This window comes from Maridesulfovibrio sp. (assembly GCF_965230075.1).
Lineage (GTDB): Bacteria > Desulfobacterota > Desulfovibrionia > Desulfovibrionales > Desulfovibrionaceae > Maridesulfovibrio.
This window is the reverse complement of sequence record NZ_OZ245945.1, coordinates 735476-754928: the sequence shown is the minus strand read 5'-3', so window position 1 is coordinate 754928 and position 19453 is coordinate 735476. Positions and strand designations below refer to the sequence as shown.

General features: G+C 49.8%; 11 protein-coding genes. 4 read left to right on the top strand and 7 right to left on the bottom strand.

The annotated features are described in order from the left end of the window. Positions 1-3: 3 nt before the first annotated feature. The 3 genes from ACO05Z_RS03305 to traT all read left to right on the top strand — a co-directional run bounded on the left by ACO05Z_RS03305 (position 4) and on the right by traT (position 7313). The gene (locus tag ACO05Z_RS03305) at positions 4-4209 is read left to right on the top strand and encodes an acyl-CoA dehydratase activase (protein ID WP_421900474.1); all 4206 of its coding nucleotides are present in this window, start codon (positions 4-6) and stop codon (positions 4207-4209) included. 114 nt (positions 4210-4323) lie between these two features. Then, positions 4324-6561: a S1C family serine protease gene (locus ACO05Z_RS03300; protein WP_421900472.1), complete on the top strand. Its 2238-nt coding sequence runs from the start codon at positions 4324-4326 to the stop codon at positions 6559-6561. A gap of 11 nt (positions 6562-6572) precedes the next feature. After that, complete coding sequence (gene traT, locus ACO05Z_RS03295; protein ID WP_421900470.1) at positions 6573-7313, top strand: complement resistance protein TraT; 741 nt, start codon at positions 6573-6575, stop codon at positions 7311-7313. Positions 7314-7354: 41 nt separating this feature from the next. Here traT and ACO05Z_RS03290 read toward each other — a convergent pair whose 3' ends face one another. From ACO05Z_RS03290 to lgt, 5 genes are all read right to left on the bottom strand, one after another. Next, positions 7355-7936 carry a hypothetical protein gene (locus ACO05Z_RS03290; protein ID WP_421900468.1) on the bottom strand — a complete coding sequence of 194 codons (582 nt, stop codon included), beginning with the start codon at positions 7934-7936 and terminating at the stop codon, positions 7355-7357. A 179-nt stretch (positions 7937-8115) separates the two neighbouring features. Beyond that, positions 8116-10044 carry a FecR domain-containing protein gene (locus ACO05Z_RS03285; protein ID WP_421900466.1) on the bottom strand — a complete coding sequence of 643 codons (1929 nt, stop codon included), beginning with the start codon at positions 10042-10044 and terminating at the stop codon, positions 8116-8118. Positions 10045-10133: 89 nt separating this feature from the next. Then, the gene (locus tag ACO05Z_RS03280) at positions 10134-13331 is read right to left on the bottom strand and encodes a FecR domain-containing protein (protein ID WP_421900464.1); all 3198 of its coding nucleotides are present in this window, start codon (positions 13329-13331) and stop codon (positions 10134-10136) included. A 129-nt stretch (positions 13332-13460) separates the two neighbouring features. Then, positions 13461-15782, bottom strand: coding sequence for a FecR domain-containing protein (locus tag ACO05Z_RS03275; RefSeq protein WP_421900462.1), 2322 nt, complete (start codon positions 15780-15782; stop codon positions 13461-13463). Between the two features lie 175 nt (positions 15783-15957). Beyond that, entirely contained in the window at positions 15958-16770 is an 813-nt protein-coding gene (gene lgt / locus ACO05Z_RS03270) for a prolipoprotein diacylglyceryl transferase (RefSeq protein ID WP_421900460.1), read from the bottom strand. 109 nt (positions 16771-16879) lie between these two features. Between lgt and ACO05Z_RS03265 the strand changes: the two genes are divergently transcribed. Next, positions 16880-17626, top strand: coding sequence for a hypothetical protein (locus ACO05Z_RS03265; RefSeq protein ID WP_421900459.1), 747 nt, complete (start codon positions 16880-16882; stop codon positions 17624-17626). A gap of 2 nt (positions 17627-17628) precedes the next feature. Here ACO05Z_RS03265 and ACO05Z_RS03260 read toward each other — a convergent pair whose 3' ends face one another. Both ACO05Z_RS03260 and ACO05Z_RS03255 read right to left on the bottom strand, forming a co-directional pair. Beyond that, positions 17629-19014: a cobyrinate a,c-diamide synthase gene (locus ACO05Z_RS03260; protein WP_421900457.1), complete on the bottom strand. Its 1386-nt coding sequence runs from the start codon at positions 19012-19014 to the stop codon at positions 17629-17631. Between the two features lie 180 nt (positions 19015-19194). Then, positions 19195-19443, bottom strand: a complete 249-nt coding sequence (locus ACO05Z_RS03255) for a dissimilatory sulfite reductase D family protein (protein ID WP_419780775.1) — start codon at positions 19441-19443, stop codon at positions 19195-19197. Between the last annotated feature and the right edge of the window lie 10 nt (positions 19444-19453).

Genomic DNA, 19453 nt, shown 5'->3' with positions numbered 1-19453 from the left:
CAAATGACAATTTCACTGGGCATTTGCGCCGGAGCGTCCTCAGTCAGCATGATCCTGACCGGAAACGATAACGGCAGAATTGAAATACTCAAATCAATTTCACTTAACCACGAAGGCAATCCCGCGCAAACCGTAATCAGGGGGTTGCGCGAACTGGACCTGCCCGAGGGGATCCCCGCAGCAGTCACCGGACGTAAATTCCGCCACCTGCTGGACCTGCCGACCATCTCCGAACCGCAGGCCCTTGAGACGGCTCTTATCTACAAAAATTTCGTTAAAGACGGGTACCGCACTGTGCTCAGTGCAGGCGGTGAAACCTTCATGGCCTACCTGCTTGATAATGATGGCAAGGTGGAAACCGTACACACCGGCAATAAATGCGCTTCCGGTACCGGAGAATTTCTGGTCCAGCAGTTGGGCCGCATGGGGCTGAACTTGGAAGACATGTCGGCCATGAAAATCAGCGAACCGCACAAAGTCTCCGGACGTTGTTCTGTTTTCTGTAAAAGCGACTGTACCCACGCCCTGAACAAAGGAGTTAAAAAAGAAGCTGTTGTTGCCGGACTGGCCCGGATGATGGCCGGGAAATGTGTGGAACTGTTGCGCAAGCTTCCGGCAGAAAAAGTAGCCCTGATCGGCAATTGTTCCCAGAACAAATTCATGGTTAATGAGTTGCGTAGGGAAATCCCGGACCTGCTTCTGCCTGAAAGTGGATATTGTTTTGAAGCCCTTGGCGCGGCAATCTGGGCTGCTCAAAATGGCGCCCTGCTTCCCGAAGACTTTCAGACCATCATCCACAAAGGTGACACAGCGTTCACTTTTTTAAAACCGCTGCAAGACTTCACTGATTCCGTTAAATTCCACGAAAGCAACAGAGTGGAATTCATCCCCGGCAACAGACTCGCTTTAGGGCTAGATGTAGGCTCTACCACCACCAAAGGTGTGCTCCTCGATCTGGAGCGAACCGAGATCGTTGCCTCCTGCTACCTGCGCACAGACGGCGATCCCATCGGGGCATCGCGTAGAGTTTATGCCGAACTGACCGCTCAGGTTCCCGCCGGAACAGTGGCAGAAGTCATGGGCGTGACCGGATCGGGCCGCAACATTGCCGGACTGCACGCAGGCACGGACGGCATCATCAATGAGATCACCGCCCACGCCACTGCCGCTGTACACTATGATTCCGAGGTGGATACAATTTTCGAAATCGGCGGTCAGGATGCCAAATACACTTGGCTTAAAAACTCCGTGCCCTGCGACTACGCCATGAACGAAGCCTGTAGCGCCGGGACCGGATCATTCCTCGAAGAAAGCGCCAAGGAAACCCTCGGCATCGAAGTGACCGATATTGCTGAGGTTGCATTCAAGGGAACGAATCCGCCCAACTTCAATGACCAATGCGCGGCCTTCATCGGCTCCGACCTCAAGCTGGCGGCACAGGAAGGAGTTCCGCTGCAAGACATGGTTGCCGGACTGGTCTACTCCATCTGCATCAACTACTCCAACCGAGTTAAAGGCAACCGTACTGTCGGGCAGAAAATTTTCATGCAGGGCGGGGTCTGTTACAACAAGGCTGTGCCAACGGCCATGGCCGCACTGACCGGACAGAAAATCATTGTTCCGCCCCATCCGGGACTGACCGGAGCCTTCGGGGTGGCCCTTGAGGCAGCAAAACGTGCTGAACTGGGCAGCATTGCCAAAGGTAATTTTGATCCCGCAGAACTGGCCAAACGTGAAGTTAGCTACAAATCCACCTTCACTTGCAATGGAGCCGGACGGGATTGCGACTTCGGCTGCACCATTGCCCGCATCGAGGTTGAGGGCAAAACCTTTCCCTTCGGAGGTATCTGCAACCGCTTTGATAATTCCAAAATCGCCAAGGACACCAAGCCCGCTGAAGACCTCGTGCTCTGGCGGGAGAAAAGGGTTTTCCGCGATTTAACAGAACCGAAGGACGGCCAGCCGGTCATAGGTATGAACCGTTCCCTGCTCATAAATACATGGTTCCCGCTCTTCAACACATTTTTCAAAGAGATGGGTTTCGGGGTCCGCCTGCCGGATCAGATTGACCCTGATTCCATTGAACAGAAAGGTGCGCCCTTCTGCCATCCGGTTGAACTGGCCCACGGCGGTCTGGGCGAAATCCTGAAGCTTGAGACCGACCATATTTTCCTGCCCCACCTGCGTTCCATGCCGCTCAAGAGCGGTGACCGTTCCTGCACCTGTGTGTTGGTTCAAGGAGAACCGTACTATTTGAAATCAGCCTTCCCGGAACTGGACAAACGTTCCCTGCTGACCCCGGTCATTCACATGCAAGACGGGGAAGAACAATTGCGCAAGGTCTTGCTCCAGACAGCAGCCAAGCTGAAAGTTGGCGTGCAGCAAGCTTTAGATGCCCTTGAAGCAGCAATTGCCGAGCAAGAACAATTCTTTTTCGATCTGCGTCGCAAGGGAGAGGAATTCATGGCCGGACTGGATGAAAGCGGCAAGCAATCCATGGTCCTTTTCGGCAGGCCCTACAATGCCTTCAGCTCATGGGCTAACAAATCAATCCCCGCAAAATTCGCCACCCGTGGAGTGGAGATCATCCCCTGCGATATGCTTCCTCGCAGTGAAAAATGCGACGATGAATTGAACATGTATTGGGCCACTGGCGAGCAGATCATGGACGCGGCCAAACTGGTGGCTGAACACCCCAAACTTTTCGGCACCTACATCACCAATTTTTCCTGTGGTCCGGATTCCTTTTTGCTTAGCCATTTCCGCAAGGTCATGGGCCGCAAGCCCTCGCTGACCCTTGAGCTGGACAGCCATACTGCTGATGCCGGAATCGAAACCCGTATTGAAGCCTATCTTGACATTGTGGACGGTTTCACTCGTCTGGAAGAACCGCGGGTTTCCGTTTCCCAACCGTTCCGAGCCGCACACTGCGAAGTTCGCGATGACATCACCGGGATTACTGATTCAAAAGGCAAATGGCATGCGGTGAATGACCCCAAAGTAACCTTGATTATCCCCAGCCTAGGTGAGATCAGCACTGATTTTCTGGCCGCTTCCATGCAGCGGGACAACATCCGCTACACGGTGCTCTCCCATGCCAGTGAAGCAGCCCTTAAAATGGGCCGCAACAACTCATCCTGCAAGGAATGTCTACCCTTACAGCTTACAGCCGGAGCCTTGCTGGAACATCTGGAAAACCGCGATGAAAACGAAATCGCATTATTCCTGATGCCCAAGGCCAAGGGGCCATGCCGTTTCGGACAATATTCCGTATTCATGAACGATCTCATTGAACGGCTGGAAATACCGAATCTCGCTATTTTCGCACCCAGCTCCACGGACGGATACGGTGGCTTAAGCACCGCAGTTACCCTTGGCATGTGGCAGGGTATTGTCGCCGGGTCCATTCTCGAGGATATTCACGCTACCATCTGCACTGCTGCCGAGGACAAAGACGCGGCCCTGAAACTTTTCTGGAAAGTACGTCAGGATTTGCTGGAAGCAATGGCCAGCTGGAAGGAATTTTCCAGCGCCCTGCGCAAAGCCGCAATCGATCTTTCTACCATCAAACTGGCTAAACCGGTTCATAAATATCCAGTCATCTCCCTGCTTGGTGAAATTTACGTCCGCCATGACCCCTTGGCCCGACGCAACCTACCGGAAAGACTAACAGAGCAGGGATTCATCGTCCGCGTTGCCCCGGTGCTGGAATGGATGAAATACACCGACTGGCTGAACCGCAAGAACATAGAAGGAAAGGTCGGGGTCAAAACGCTGATTACCCAAGGCGTTAAATCATATTTTGAACGCCGCATCCGCCATATTCTTGCAGGCAGCGGACTGCTTTTCTATCCCGGACCGAATGTGCGTGAAGTGGTCAGCCACGGCAAACCGCACATTTCCGAACAGCTCACCGGAGAAGCTATCCTGACAGTGGGCGCCTCCTTGCATGAAATAATGTCCCCATCCTGCGGGGTTATCTCCATAGGCCCGTTCGGATGTATGCCCTCGCGGGTTGCAGAAGCAGTGCTCAGCGAAAAATTCCGGGCCGGATCAGCGGGAAAAAAGGCAACCTCAGTGCTTGATGAAGACTCACGGTTGCCCTTCCTTGCCATTGAAACAGACGGCAATCCTTTTCCGCAACTCATTGAAGCGCGTCTGGAAGCATTCTGCTTACAAGCCAAACGGCTGCATGAGCGGATGCTATAGACTGGCGATTCCCAAATTAACACCAACTTAGTTCTTCTTGATATAGCACAAGCTATTATGATACCACCTTTCAGGGTAAATTTAAGCGGAAACGCTTTTCCGGGGAGGAAAAAGTTGAGTAGAAGAATTGTAGGTTTGGGCTTGTTAATCCTGCTGATTACAGTATGTGGATGCAGAACGGCCCGATCCATAAAAACAAATATCAAAGAAACTGTAATTTCCTCCCAACCTGAGGACAAGTTTTCCCAAGCTCTGGACCGGAACAAATTTTCAGAAGCAGAAAAAATATGGCTCGATAATCAGGATTACTTTCTTGAAAAACCAGAGGCCATGGACGAGATAACCAAGGCAGCCTCAGATCTCAAAAAGCGTTACCGCCCTAAAATTTCCGCAGCTACCACCAATATACTTTCCATCCACTGGCCCGAAAAATCCGCTAAGTGGACCTTGATCCGTCTTAAACTGGATAATGCCCGCGAACTGATCAATGAAATCGACTCCAGTCCAATCCTGAACGATCTGGGGCAAATTCCTCCCGGCCTTGTTAAGCTGAAAAAGAAATTTCGCGAAAAAGAATCAAAAATACTGGCCGACGCACAGGCCCAGTTTAAAAAATATCCACTTCAGACAGGGCCGAACTTCTTTTCCATCTACCCTATGAAGCTGGACGAAGAAAAATTCCTCAAATCACAAGCCGCCTTGCTGGAACAGACCGTGGCATCTGCTACCGAAAACGGCGTGCCGCATATGATCAAGGAGTACGGTGACGTTATTCCGGCCAAGACCATGCGTAATCTGGAAGGACAGTACTTCCGGGACCTACTCAAAAAAGAGGCCAAGGGTAAAAAGCCCTCCTTCCGTACAGTGATCAAGACGATGAAGGAAGCTAAGCGGCAGGGTTTCCCGGTTACTGAAGTTCCTGACTGCAAGATCGCCTTTGTACGCGTGACCAGTAAAACTTTAATGAAAGAGCATGGCATTGAATTCGGGCTGGGCTTTGATGTTGACCTGCCCATGAAGACCGAAACTCTGGCTAAAACGTCCATGTTCAATTCCAAGACTGCCAAAGATGCTGACGTGGTCATCCTGATCAACGAAGTTGTGTCCAAGATCGACCGCAAGACCTTCCGCCCCAAATCATACCGCAGCAAGAATGTTATCGGATACCGGGAAGGATACAACCATGCTTACGATCAGGCCCAATTGAAACTGGAGCAATTAAAACTAAAACGCCAAGAGCTGAACAACCGAAACAATTCACATATACTAGGCTGGTTCGGTGCCAATGACATCACCTCCGCTGCACACATGGCAGCAATAGAAGAACAAAAATACAACGAGGCCGTTGCCAACGCCACCAACATCCCGAAGATGATCGATAAACCCATCTTCGAGAACTACAGCTTCCGCGTAGTACCGCTGCGAACGACCAAAGTGGCTTCGGTGCAATATATAATTGTCGACCGAAAATCGCGCACTTACTTCACTGACTTCTTTGATATTGTTCAGGAAAAACATTTCAGAGTCTCCTACGGCGTCCAGCCGGATGACCCGGATAAAGACACATATAAGAGCCGCTTCAATACGGAAAAAGAAGTTCGAGACTGGGAAAAACAGGCTGTTGCGGTACGACTTTCCGACATGCTTAACTTTTATCTGGATCACAAAGAAAAGGATAAGAAGTATCGCAGCATGGCCCGGATTCAGAAGACCATCCTTAACAACCGTAACAAAGCTTTAGCTGCGTTTTATAGCGATGAATACGGATCAGATACTGGAAATGATCCACGATTTGATTCAACCGTCATGGTTCTGGGACCGGATGCATGGAAGTTTGGCAGTGGATTTTTTGTAACCGACAATATCATCCTGACCAATCATCATGTTGTCGAGGGACATGATCTTGTTGAAATCAAAATGCATAACAACATGGAAGCCTTCGGCAAAGTCATGGCAGTCGACCTTTATCGTGACCTTGCATTGGTCAAGATAAATGCCCATGGCAAACCTGTCCGCTTTTACACTGAAAACAAGCTCCCCAGCGGTGTAACCCTTGAAGCTATAGGTCATCCAAAAGGATTTCCTTTCACTATAACTAGAGGTGTTTTCGGCGCTTATAGGAACATGCTAACTAAAAACCTGCCTTCACGCCGTGTTAAAGTTCGCTATATTCAAACTGATACAGCTATTAACAAAGGTAACTCCGGTGGGCCGTTGTTTTACAAAAATAAAGTAGTTGGTGTTAACACTTGGAAAAGAATTGACCAGGATGTCGACAACCTCGCATTCGCTGTCCACTACTCCGAAGTAATCAAATTCCTGAAACAATACGGCATTAAATACCGCAAATAAGGAGCCTTGAATTGAAAAAACAGATTTTCATCTTAATGGCAGTGGCAATGCTCGCAGCGCTGGTACTCATGACCGGATGCCGAACCAAGCAGCGCATGGGCATGGTCCGCGACCAGAATACCGGACTGCTTTACGGCTCCATGACCAGCAGTAACTTTGTGATCGATCCGTCCCAGTTTGATACTCCGGTACTAAAACTGACCATACGCAACACCTCCGGTGATCCGGCAATAAACCTCAAGGCTCTACGCAATAGCCTCGAAGCGGCATACAGGGACAAAGGATACAAGATAGTAAAAACAGGCAAATACTCCATGCATCTGGATATCAACTTGCGCTATTCCGGTCAGATTTCACAGAACATGGTCGATGAAATCAGTCTTTGGGGTGGTGCCGGCGGTGCATATGCCGGTGCCAGCATTGGACAAACCATCGATTCCGTGGTGCTCGGCTCTGCTTCGGGTGCGGCTATCGGGACCATAATAGGTCAGTACACCACTCAGGATACTTATATTATGAAGGCTGACGTAGTGCTCGGCATTGTGGACAAGTACGCAAAAAAACGTCGCTACGTAGTCCAATTCGAAGACACCCAGATCAAATGGGATGATGAGGACGACGGATTCACATCCTACCGTTCCCGCGAACGAATCCAAGCAGCAGTATATGCCGGAGGGAACAACACCCCGCAGAGCAAAATCGTGCGTGGGGTTACGCTGAGATTTAAAGGAATTTTACAGGATATTATTTAAAAGAAAAAAGCCCGGACAAGAGATTGTCCGGGCTTAATTTTTTAAACATCATCGAATCTAGTTCGTACGTCGTTCAGTCCTTTGCGATACCCTTCGGCGTCACCGTAAGGGAAGAAATGGCGGTAACGACTGTGTACTGACTTCACAGGACGGGCGTGACGGATCGGGCACCAGTACTGCTCCGTACGGGCCGCGACCTCACGCACAAAGCCGATCAAACCGTTGAAGTAGCCACAATAGTAGCAGTTCACCTTTTCAATCAGGTTCAGGTACTTCAGACTATGCCGGTCGATAACCACGTAATCACGCCTACGCACGCGGGGAATGCCGTAAACCGGGAAGCACATCAGCTGATAAAGCCAAACAGCCACATCAATCATCAGGGCCGGGATAAGAGGCATAAAAATAAAGGGCAGCGTGAGCATAACCCAAACCCCGGAATCATAAACATAGTCACTCCACCGTGCTGCCAACTCACGGTGCTTGGCGCGCACCTCCGCACTGAAGCGGACTTTTTTCTTCTGTACAGTGTAGAGGAACTCACTTTTCATATCGCTGAGTTCAACACGCAATTCTTTTTCCAAGGCATCCATTCTACCAAGTATTTCATCGATTCTGCTCATGTGGCACCTTCCTTTTCAGTCACAGGTTCAGATACAGTATCCGGGGCAAGGCCCGGTTTCAGGTGTCATTAATTATAGTTAGATAAGAAATCGATGGGATTGGCAAGATTTTTCGGATGGAGGGCAAAAGAAAAGCCGCCCGAAGGCGGCTTTTTCAAGTTACTCTTGTAAAGCTAGACTTAAGCAACAAACTCAATATCACCACTGGTTACATCATGACTACTTCCAACAAGGTTAGCAACTGCTACCCCAGCTCCAGAACCGCTACCATCTGCATCGTACCAGAGTTGATCATTAGTGCTGTCGTATACAAACTGAGCATTTGCTGACAATCCTGTTCCAGTGGAACCGTTATAGTCAGAACTTGTGGCAAAGGGAGTACCGCCAACAGCAAAACCACCGGAAGTGCTGAATACAAACTTGTCAGTTCCCGACACAAAATCAGTGACATAATCAGCATTAGTTGCAGTTGCAGGACACTCAGAAGTACTCTTGTACAAATACTTGTCTGCACCAGATCCACCTGTCAAAGTATCCTTACCATATCCCCCGTATAACGTGTCATTACCCATCTCACCAATCAACGTATCATTGCCTGACTCGCCTGCAAGGTAGTTATTACCGGAATTTCCCTCAATATAATCATTGGAACCGGAACCAATAACCCCTTCAATATTAACAAAAAACGTTTCGTAAGTAACGTCATCAATATACAATGAAACTATACCGGTATATCCACTTGGGCAGCCACATCCAGAATAATCCATATTCACATACGGCCCACTGGAAGCTGAAACATCGGCAAGGGATAAAAGATCAGTCCCAGCACCGCCATCAATGAGGTTTTCGCCATAGCCGCCTGCTATGGTATCATCTCCATCACCACCAGCTATAGTATCGTTATCACACTCGCCATAGATGGTATCATTACCAGCTTCTCCATAAATCAAATCGTTGCCCTTCTGACCCCATATAGTATCATTTCCAGCAAGACCATTTATGGAATCTGCTCCATCACCACCCTTCAGGCTATCATCGCCAGTAGTACCAAGAATCCAGTTGTTGCCATCACCATCACTAACAGTCTTCCCTTGAGCTTCTTCCGGGATATCTCCGTTACCCACCAATTCATCAATAATATCATCGGTAACAGTTTGCAGATTACTCAACAAATTCTGAGCAGCCTCGATATCACCGACACTCACTGCACTGATAACATCTTCAGCAAGAGCTTCTAATTCAGCAAGCGCCCCAGCTGGGACATCCGATCCCAAAGCTCCTGCAAGGCCGCCTGCAGCAAGAGCAGCACCGGGATCCATTACGCCCAGTCCAGGATCAAGTACACCCTGACCGGGAATTGCCGGACCTCCGGTTTCTCCACCTTCAACATCGCCCTGCTGATCACCTTCGCCCTGAGCATCCTGCCCCTGTTCGTCCTGCCCCTGATCCTGAGGATCGCCTTGCTGGTCCTGCTGCTCCTCTTCCTGCCGCTGCTGTTGGATTTCCTGCTCCTGACGGATAGCTGAAGGGGCTATCTCACGGAAAGAATCGAATTCGCGGGTGGTCATGGCACGAACCGTACCGAGCTGACCGGACATAGCGATATCAACCAGTTCCCGGGCGTTGGAGATCATCCTGATCTCACCTGTGATAGACTGGACAAGCAGGGCCTTACCGGCATGAATTTCTTCAACACCGATCTTCTGCCCGCCGCCGGGAGTAATTTCACTGACAATGGTGGTACCGCGGATACCGATAGTCGCAAGAGGAGTACCCACTTGGAAACGGTCAGGGTTCTGTTCGGCAATTTTACCGGTCACTAGACGGAAAGTACCCTGACTCATCTTGAAAAGAAGCTCAGCTTCAGACGCGGAATCATCAAAGACATAATCATCAAGGGATATTGCCGAATCTGCCCCCTGAGAAAGCAGGGTATCGTCTACAAAACGGATTTCTGCTGTACTGCCTGCTCCGGTAACCAGTTCTTCGCCCCTGAAGACCTCGGCACCCGCCTCAACCTGACGGATTCCGGATTCGGAACGCAGGAAAACCTCGCCATTTGCAGCGAGAACAACACCGATTGAATCTTGATTTGCTTCTGGAGGCATAATGACCCCTCACTTTTTATAAGTACTCCACCTTAAACTACATATAATATATTCTCAGCTCACAATCAATGTGAATACTCACTTTGATTCTAAGGAGTTTCTCCTCCAACAACAAAGATATTGTCACTTAGTACATCCTGAGTTCCAACAGTAGCTATCAGCACATGATCGCCGCCAGTTTCGCCATCAGGATCGTACCAGAGCTGCTTGTCACCATCAAAAATGAAGAAAGCACCACTACCGAGATCGCCACTGTAATCATCGTAGCTGCCCGAGACAGTATCCACAAAGCTATACGTAGCGCTGAAAGCACTTGAACTGAACTGGAAATTATCAAAACCATTGTGGAAGTCAGGTATCCAGTCATCGCCTTCATCCAAGGCTCCGTAATAGAAGACATCGTTACCGTTATCATCAATGAGCGTATCGGCTCCACGGCCTCCTCTCATGGTATCGTGTCCTTCGGCGCCCTTAATCCAGTCATCACCGTCGTTACCCAGAAGAGTATCATCACCATCTTCACCGTAGATGGTATCGTTTCCGGCTCCACCCAAAAGAATATCCACTTCGGTCCCACCGTAAATAATATCGTCGCCGCTACCACCGTCGATATTGTCGATACCGGCATCACCATAAAGGGTATCGTTTCCAGCGTTGCCGCTGATTGAGTCATCACCGCCAGCACCGGAGAGATAGTCGTTGCCGCCGTAACCGGCCATAGTATCATTTCCGCTGGTTCCGGTTTCACTCACTCCGGCAGGAGTCAAAGCTGCACCGTCAACAGTAAGGTCGGAAACAGTTACCTGATCACCGGTAATGGTGGTTATCAGGGTATGCCCACCGGCATCCACACCATTGGAGTCGTACCAGAGCTTGCCGTCGGAATCGTAGATAAAAGCAGGATTGCTGTTCAGAGCAGTGTCAGTTCCACTATAACTGCCGCTAACAGCAGCAAAATGAGCAGTCTGGCTGAAGTTTTCGGAACTAAAGTCAATGGTATCATCAGTGCTGGAGAAGTTCTGCAACTGTTCACCAGCAAGGCCTTCGGCATCGAGAAAGCTGAAGGTATCCTGTCCGGAACCGCCGTCGAGAGTATCTGCACCGACTCCGCCTTCGAGCAGGTCATCGCCGCTGCCACCAAGAATTGAATCATTATCGGCTCCACCAATCAGGGTGTCATCGCCGAGTCCACCGCTGATCAAGTCAGCACCTGCGGCACCATCCAGATAGTCATTACCGCCAAGCCCGGTCAGGGTCTCGCTGCCGCTGGTTCCGGTTACACTAATTCCGGCTCCTGCTATAGCTGCGCCGTCCACGGTAATATCCGAGGCATTAACCTGAGCATCGATCACAGTGGTAATCAGGGTATGACCATCCGAGGCCACACCGTTGGAATCGTACCAGAGCCTTCCATCGGTATCGTAAACAAATGCAGGCCCACTGCCCAAGTCAGAACCGGTTCCACCATAACTTCCACTGATCATGGCGAAGTCAGCAGACTGACTGAAATTATCAGAACTGAAATCAATAGTATCATCAGCGCTGGAGAAACTCTGCAACTGCTCGCCAACCAAACCTTCTGCCTCGTTAAAACGGAAGGTATCCTGACCGCTGCCACCATCGAGAGTGTCTGCGCCTGCACCGCCATCAAGCGTATCTGCACCGGCTCCGCCTTCGAGCAGGTCATCGCCGGAACCGCCGGAAATGGAATCATTGCCAGCCAGACCACTGAGGGTGTTGGCTGCGCTATCACCGACCAGAACATCATTCTGACCAGTCCCCACAAGATTCTCTATTCCACTTAAAGAATCATCGTAAGAGCCGCCCGAAACAACTCCAGTTTCCAGATTAGCATTGATGCCAATCTCAGCAACATATAGATAGGAAACTGTGTCTATTCCGGTTGAACCGATAATGGTATCCCCGTCCTGAAGGGCAAGGATGTAATCATTGTCAGATCCACCATCGATCACATCACGACCGGCATCACCATAAATCAGGTCATTACCGGAACCGCCTTCGATACTGTCATCACCCATGCAACCATAGATAGTATCGTTGCCGTCACCGCCCTTAAGGGTATCGTCTCCTTCCTTTCCGTCTATTTCATCGTCGCCGCCGAGGCCATCGTAGTAATCAGTATTCGCAGTTCCCGTCCAACGGTCAGCACTCTCAGTGGCATCTCCCCAATCAATACCGTCACCGGAAGAACCGGTATCACCAGCACCGTCGTCAGTAGTAGTATCAATTTCGTCCGGAACAGGATCTTCTACCAGTTCGTCAATTTCATCATCGCCATTATCAGTAGTTGAATCTCCAGTAGCATCAGAGTAAAATTCTTTAATTAATTCAGTGATATTATCAATATCGCCTTCGGCCAAAGCTTCAAAGACTTCTTCAGCAGCAGCCAGCATGCCTGCATCTACAACATCCTGCCCGTTGAGCACTCCTTCACCGCCTGACAAAACACCTTCTCCGCCAAGCTCCATTCCTTCACCACCAAGCTCAGGCCCTGTTTCAACTGTGCCCGGAAGCTCTCCTTCTACCTGCTGTTCGCCCTGCTCTTCACCCGTCTCTCCCTGCTCATCAGAGGGCTCACCTTCCTCTTCATTCTGTTGTTCTTCGCCTCCCTGCTGGTCCTGCTGCTCTTGCTGTTCTTCCTCACGCTGCTCCTCTATAATCTGTTCCTCGCGGATTGCGGCGGGGGCGATGGACTGAAATTGATTGAATTCTGCAACAGTCATTACACGGACACTGCTCATCAAACCTGAACTGGCAATGTCAACCAAGGCACGCGGAGATGCTATCTGACGGATCGAACCATCAATACTTTGGACCAGCAAAGCACGTCCGCTATGGATTTCTTCCACACCGTGCTTTTCGCCGCCCGGCCCGATTTCATGAACGGTTACGGTTCCGCGTATACCAATGGTGGCAAGGGGAGAACCGATCTTGAACCGCTCTGGGTTCTGCTCGGCAATCTTACCGGTAACCATACGGAAAGTCCCGGCCCCCATCTTAAAGAAGAGGTCGGAGGAAGATTCATCCACTTCATCGTAGACATAATCATCAAGGGATATGGAGGACTCTGCGCCCTGAGAAAGGAGGGTATCGTCAACAAAGCGGACTTCGACCTGCCCGTTTACACCTGTAATCAGCTCATCACCACGAAAAACCGATGAGCCGGACTCAGCCAATCTCAAACCTTCAGAAGACTTGAGCGAGACCTCACCACTGACAGTGAGGATAACGCCGATAGCGTTTTGAGTGACCGTTTCAGGTGACATAACTCACCCCGCAGGTAAAATTTAGACCCTAATGGTAGGATAAGTCTTAATTTCACTTTTGCAAGGTAGGTACACACTCATTTATATGTTATAAATTATTGTTTTTTTGACATAATTAACTAAGAAAAGCTACGGACCGCCGGAACCCACCAGCATTATGTCACTTTCCAATAAAGCCTCACTATTTGTTGTCGCCACGGTTTCAAATCCTTCACTGGTCACATCAGCATCGTAGATCAAAGTATTGGTGCTGGTATCCCAAATAAAATAAGCTCCTGTTTCACCTCCAGAGAGCGTCCCATCATAACCGCTGGCATAAGCAAAGCCGTCTTTATTAAAAGCTCCTGAGTAGAATTGAAATTTATCCCCCTCACTGCGATTAAAATCAGTTACCTCGTCTGTAGCACCCGTAAGATCATCTGTGCTGCTGTAGTGGAAAAAGTCATTCCCATCCCCCCCAGTGAGGGTATCCTTTCCGGTTCCACCTTCCAAGGTATCTTCACCACTATCTCCGAAGAGGATATCATCTCCGGCCTGTCCTAAAAGATGTTCATTGTAACCGTCGGCACTTCCGTATACCCGGTCATCACCATCCCCGGCAAAAATGGTACTGGTGAAAGCCCCGTTGCTGTCCCCGGTGATGGTATCCCCATAATCCGATCCGATAACCCCTTCAAAACCAGAAACTTCTTCCCTGCCGTAACTCTGGTTCAGGGTCGCACTATTGTAATACCCTTCAACAACAACCCCGGTACCGCCTTTAAGCCAGCTGTAATCAAGGTAGTCGTAGTCATAAAGACCGCCGCCGCTAAGGGTATCATTACCGCCACCACCGCCAATGGTATTATTAACAGAGTCCCCCCAAATGGTATCGTTTCCGGTCGAACCGATCAGCTTGTCAATTTCCGTTAGTGTGTCCACTTCAGATGTGCCAATAATTGTAGCTGCCGGAGTGTTCAGGTTGGCAAAAACACCCTCACTACGGGAACTGTAATCAACGGTATCAATGCCGTCGACACCATCGAAAGTATCATTACCTTCACCGCCACGAAAGGTGTTGTTACCGGTATCCCCTTTCAAGTTGTCATCACCAGAACCGCCGATAATTCCTTCCACAGTATAAATTTCATCCCCACTTCCATTGGCGCTGGCAGTGTTATTTGAAAGATCCACGGTTACGGCAGTACTGTATTCAGAATAGTCGACAAAATCGATTCCGTCTTCACCCTTAATGGTGTCGACTCCATCTCCCCCGGCAAGAACATCATCACCATGCCCGCCCGACAAGGTATCAGATCCTTCACCCCCGTAAAGGGTATCATTACCGCACATGGCCTCAATGGTATCATCCCCAGCCATGCCCCAGAAAGTTTCAGACCTCTCAGTTCCTGTTAGAGAATCATTTCCTGATGTTCCAACATAAGTAGTTACCGTATCGCCCCCGGAATCACCGCCGGAAGTAATAGCGTTTTCCGAATTCCCACTTGAGGTATCAGTGTTAGTTGTCACAGTTTCCTGAGGTTCCACAGGATCAAGAGGCTCATCGCGCTGGTTACCTGTTTGCGGAAGAACCTGCTGGCCGCCCACATCACCGCCAATGAGAACCGGCCCTCCTGTCAGAGTTCCTCCGGTATTACCCAGAGCAGGAAGTTCGCCCGAAAGTGGTGCCCCAAGAATAACCTGAGATCCTAAAAAAGCTCCGTCACCGGGATCCATAACCCCTTCGACCCCGAAAACACCACCGCCTTCCGGTTCTCCACCGGCTTCACCTATATCGCCACCACCGGGATCATTATCGGGGCCGGGATCATCAGTATCCTCGGGTTCCTGCTGGCGCTCTTCACGTATTTCCTGCTCCTGCCGGATTGAAGTCGGTGCAATCGAGCGGAAATTATTGAATTCTCTCATACTCATAGGACGGACATCGCCCAACCGACCAGAAGCTGAAATATCCACCATGCCCATGGGGGAAGAAATCATGCGCATAGTTCCGTCCAGCCCTTGAACCAGCAAGGCCCGACCACTATGAATCTCTTCCACACCGATCTTTTCTCCACCGCCCGGAGTAATTTCGCTGACTACGATTGTGCCGCGTATCCCAATGGTCGCAAGCGGAGATCCCAGCTTAAACCGCTCCGGGTTTTGCTCGGCTATTTTCCCGGTCACCACGCGGAAGGTTCCCTGAGCCATTTTAAACATCAGGTCAGCAGATTCCGCACCGGAAGAGTCGAAAACATAATCATCAAGGGATATTACTGAATCACCCCCCTGTGAAAGCAAGGTGTCGTCCGCAAAACGGACTTCCACATTGCCCCCGGCTCCGGTGACCAGTTTTTCCCCTTGATAGATTGCACTACCCGGTTCCAGAGCTCGCATCCCTGAATCGGATTCTGCGAACACTTCACCTTCGGCAGCGGTTATGACACCTATTGAATTAGTTTCTGTCGGCATGGCTTTAATGAGTAATTACTTATCTACTGTTCGGACTATAGCAAATATAATCAAACCTGCAATATAATCGTTTATCTTTTAGCTGCCGACTTAAGATTATTTACCAAACAAAAAGTCCCGCACTCCATTATTCTGGAGTGCGGGACTTTCGACGTTTAAATATCAGCTAGATACTTTAAACTTCGTCTGCAGCAGGAGGGATCGGTCCTTTCTTCAGCCCCCAGACAAACAGGGCCAGTCCGGCCAGAATCATAGGCACACAAAGCAACTGCCCCATAGTCAGCCAGCCGAAAGCAATAAAACCAAGCTGGGGATCTGGCTGACGGAAGAACTCCACAAAGGCCCTAAAGAAACCGTAGCCCATAAGGAATATACCGGTAGTCGTTCCCCGCTGACGGGGTTTTGCCGACCAGATCCAAAGAATCAGGAAAAGCAGAAGCCCCTCAAGCCCCCCTTCATAAAGCTGTGAAGGATGGCGAGGCAAATCCCCTGCGCGCTGGCTGGGAAAAACCATACCCCAAGGCACGTCAGTTACCCGCCCCCAGAGTTCTCCGTTAATGAAGTTACCCATACGTCCGCAGAGCAATCCCAACGGAGCCAACGGGACAAGGAAGTCACCAACGTCTAGGGTGGTCCTGTTGGTGGACTTTGCAAATCTCCAAGCTACAATAGCCACACCGGCTGCACCGCCATGAAATGACATGCCGCCCTTCCAGACCGCCAGTATATCCATAGGATGGGCCAAAAAATATCCGGGTTCATAAATCAGGCAGTACCCCAAGCGGGCACCGACCACCAGACCGACCACCAGCCAGGTAATCAAGTCATCAACCTGCTGGGCAGTCCAGTTATTGGTCTTTTTAGAGGCCCTGTAGCGCCCCAGAGTCCACGCAATGGCAAAACCGATCATATACATAAGACCGTACCAATTGGCCTTGAGAGGTCCTATTCTGAACGCAACGGTATCAAATTCCGGCAATACAATCATATTCTTTACCTATTTATAAGATTCCTTAAACAAAAAACTGCTCCGGGCGGACTATGTTTCCCGGACAAATTCAGTTACAATCTGTGCACAGGAAATACAAGGAAATCCCATGGAAGAACAAAAAGATTTTGATATTCTGGAAATGCCCGCAGAGGGCCTTGCCGCATACTGGCTCTCCATCAAGAAACTCATTGATGTAAAGCGGAGCAGAAAAGTACTTGAGGAAGAGATACGCTATACCCGCGAACCTTACATCAAATTTTTGTTGGAAACTGCATTTTCCGAACTGGACGAAGCAACAGTGCGCCGCCTTGCCGAAGCCAAGAGAATCACTCTTGCTGAAGAGTATGCCCGCAAGCTGGACGCCATGCAGATAGCCATGCTGGCCATGTCCTCTCAGGAAAATCCACGCATCAGCTTTGTTCGTATGGCTTCGCAATATCCCGTATCCGTGATCTCAGAGAAAAAAGCCTTCACTCTTGCTCACGGACTGGTAGACGGTATGCAGGACAAGCAATCAGACCCCACACTTCTTCTTGAATTTGATCACAAGTTACAGCCGGACCGCTTGCTGGTCAAAATGCTTTTCCACATCATACTAAGCCGCAAAGAAGGTAAGCAGCAGCTGGAACAGCTGGTACCGCACATAAAGACACCTTTCTACGCCAACGGCATAACACAGGTTATCGACGGTTTTGAACATAGAATCCTTAAAGCCAACCTTAAAGTTCAGGCCGAACAGATTCTAGCCTACTCCAAAACCAAAATGGATATGGCTGCAGAGATGTGCCTGGGTATTCGGGCAAAGTTGAGCTACGACGACATCTTCCGCATAGCCCGCGCCTTTATGCCCTAAGTCTATTTATTCTTAAACTTTTCAGTAGCTTTAACGAAATTATTGGCCCAGCAAGGCATGCTCAGGGCGTGGATGTGGTTGTATCCGGCGTAGATATTGTCGCGAATGAGGCCGTCTTTACCGTCAGCCATACCTTTTCCTCGGGACATATCAAGGGCATACTTGGGTGCGGGTTCGTTGTTGTCCACACATAACGAGTAGTGGAATTCATGCCCTATGACATCGGTCCCTACAGGTAAAAAGGAATTATCGTGGACAATTTTACCGGAAGTGTAACCAAGTCCCTGCGGACGGGCACAAAGGCGGGTGGAAAGATCAAGCACACCGGTCATTGCGTATTTCTGCCCTTCATACTCAACATCACGGCCTAGATACATGAACCCGCCGCACTCAGCGAAGATAGGCAGTCCTGAATTGGCGAGACTGCGAACATGCTCACGGATAGCGGTATTCCGGGAAATTTCTTCGGCTAGGGTTTCCGGAAAACCACCACCAAGATAGAGACCGTGAATCTCGGGCCACGGTTCGGAGGAGAAAATGGAAACTTCTTTTACTTCGGCCCCGGCCCGACGCAGGGCTTCGAGATTCTCTTCATAATAAAACCAAAGCGCTTCGTCCCGAACTACACCGATGACAGGCTTTGACTCGCTGGAAAGCTCTATTCCGGACCATGCGGACTCTTCGGCGCTAAGTTTCGCCGGAGCGTTTTCAGCAATTTTGCAGATTGCATCAAGATCAAGGCAATCCTCTGCCATCTGGCCGAGGGTGTCTAAGGCCTTGTCTACTGCATCGTATTCGGTATTGGAGACAAGTCCCATATGCCGCTCTGGGATGGGGTTTTCCTTTAACTTGGGCAGCATGCCAAGCACCGGAATATCAGTGTAGGCTTCAATGGAATCTTTAAGAATGTTGCGGTGGCGCTCTCCGGCTGTGCGGTTAAGAATCACCCCTGCGAGGTTAAAACCGTCTTCAAAAGCTTTGCATCCGGCAACAATGGCCGCCACAGTACGGGTCATCTTGGTGCAGTCGATAGTCAAGATAACCGGAGCCTTGATTATCCGGGCCAGTTCTGCTGTGGAACAGGAACCGTCCACATCTTTACCATCAAAAAGCCCACGATTACCTTCTACAATTGAAATATCAGCACCCTGCCCTTTTTCCAGAAAGAGGGAGGTGAGCTTGTCGTTGGACATGAGGAAAGGATCAAGGTTTGTGGCGTAGTGGCCTGAGGCAAGCCCCAGCCAGCGGGCATCAATATAATCGGGTCCTTTTTTGAACGGCTTAACTGCCCGGCCCTGATTGCGGAAAGCACGGCAAAGCCCGAGCGTGACTATAGTCTTACCTGTGCCGCCACTGAGTCCGGCCAAAACAATACGTGGAAAATTCATTTCGCTGCTCACGCCCTTAAGATTCTATCTTATGCTTGTCTGCACAATGGATTCAGTAGTGTTTCAGCGTAAAAAACACAAGAAAAATTAACCTTCATCCCAATGTAAATAAAGGATGAAGCATAAAAAAATGCCTTGTCCCAAGAGACAAGGCATTTAAGAGTCGAACCAAACGAAAAATTAATCTTCGTGTTCAGCACCACTCTGCTTACCAGCGCCGGTCATACCGTACATGGTAGTGGAACCGGAGGACCAGTATTCAACTTTCTCTTCTTTAACAAGAGCGGTCAGAACTTTCTTAACTTCACGGCCCTTTGCATCAGGAAAGAGCTTGGTGAAATCGTTGAAGTAAAATTTACTTTTAGCACCGGTCTTCTTTTCAAGGAAGGCCATGATTTCTTCCTTAGCGGAATCCATATCGATCGGCATAATAAGCCCC

What these genes read in the sequence shown, in the direction of transcription:
- ACO05Z_RS03285 (WP_421900466.1), bottom strand. Translation starts at nt 10,044, where the DNA reads ATGCCTCCAGAAGCAAATCAAGATTCAATCGGTGTTGTTCTCGCTGCA.
- ACO05Z_RS03280 (WP_421900464.1), bottom strand. Translation starts at nt 13,331, where the DNA reads ATGTCACCTGAAACGGTCACTCAAAACGCTATCGGCGTTATCCTCACT.
- ACO05Z_RS03260 (WP_421900457.1), bottom strand. Translation starts at nt 19,014, where the DNA reads ATGAATTTTCCACGTATTGTTTTGGCCGGACTCAGTGGCGGCACAGGT.
- ACO05Z_RS03265 (WP_421900459.1), top strand. Translation starts at nt 16,880, where the DNA reads ATGGAAGAACAAAAAGATTTTGATATTCTGGAAATGCCCGCAGAGGGC.
- ACO05Z_RS03305 (WP_421900474.1), top strand. Translation starts at nt 4, where the DNA reads ATGACAATTTCACTGGGCATTTGCGCCGGAGCGTCCTCAGTCAGCATG.
- lgt (WP_421900460.1), bottom strand. Translation starts at nt 16,770, where the DNA reads ATGATTGTATTGCCGGAATTTGATACCGTTGCGTTCAGAATAGGACCT.
- ACO05Z_RS03275 (WP_421900462.1), bottom strand. Translation starts at nt 15,782, where the DNA reads ATGCCGACAGAAACTAATTCAATAGGTGTCATAACCGCTGCCGAAGGT.
- ACO05Z_RS03255 (WP_419780775.1), bottom strand. Translation starts at nt 19,443, where the DNA reads ATGCCGATCGATATGGATTCCGCTAAGGAAGAAATCATGGCCTTCCTT.
- ACO05Z_RS03290 (WP_421900468.1), bottom strand. Translation starts at nt 7,936, where the DNA reads ATGAGCAGAATCGATGAAATACTTGGTAGAATGGATGCCTTGGAAAAA.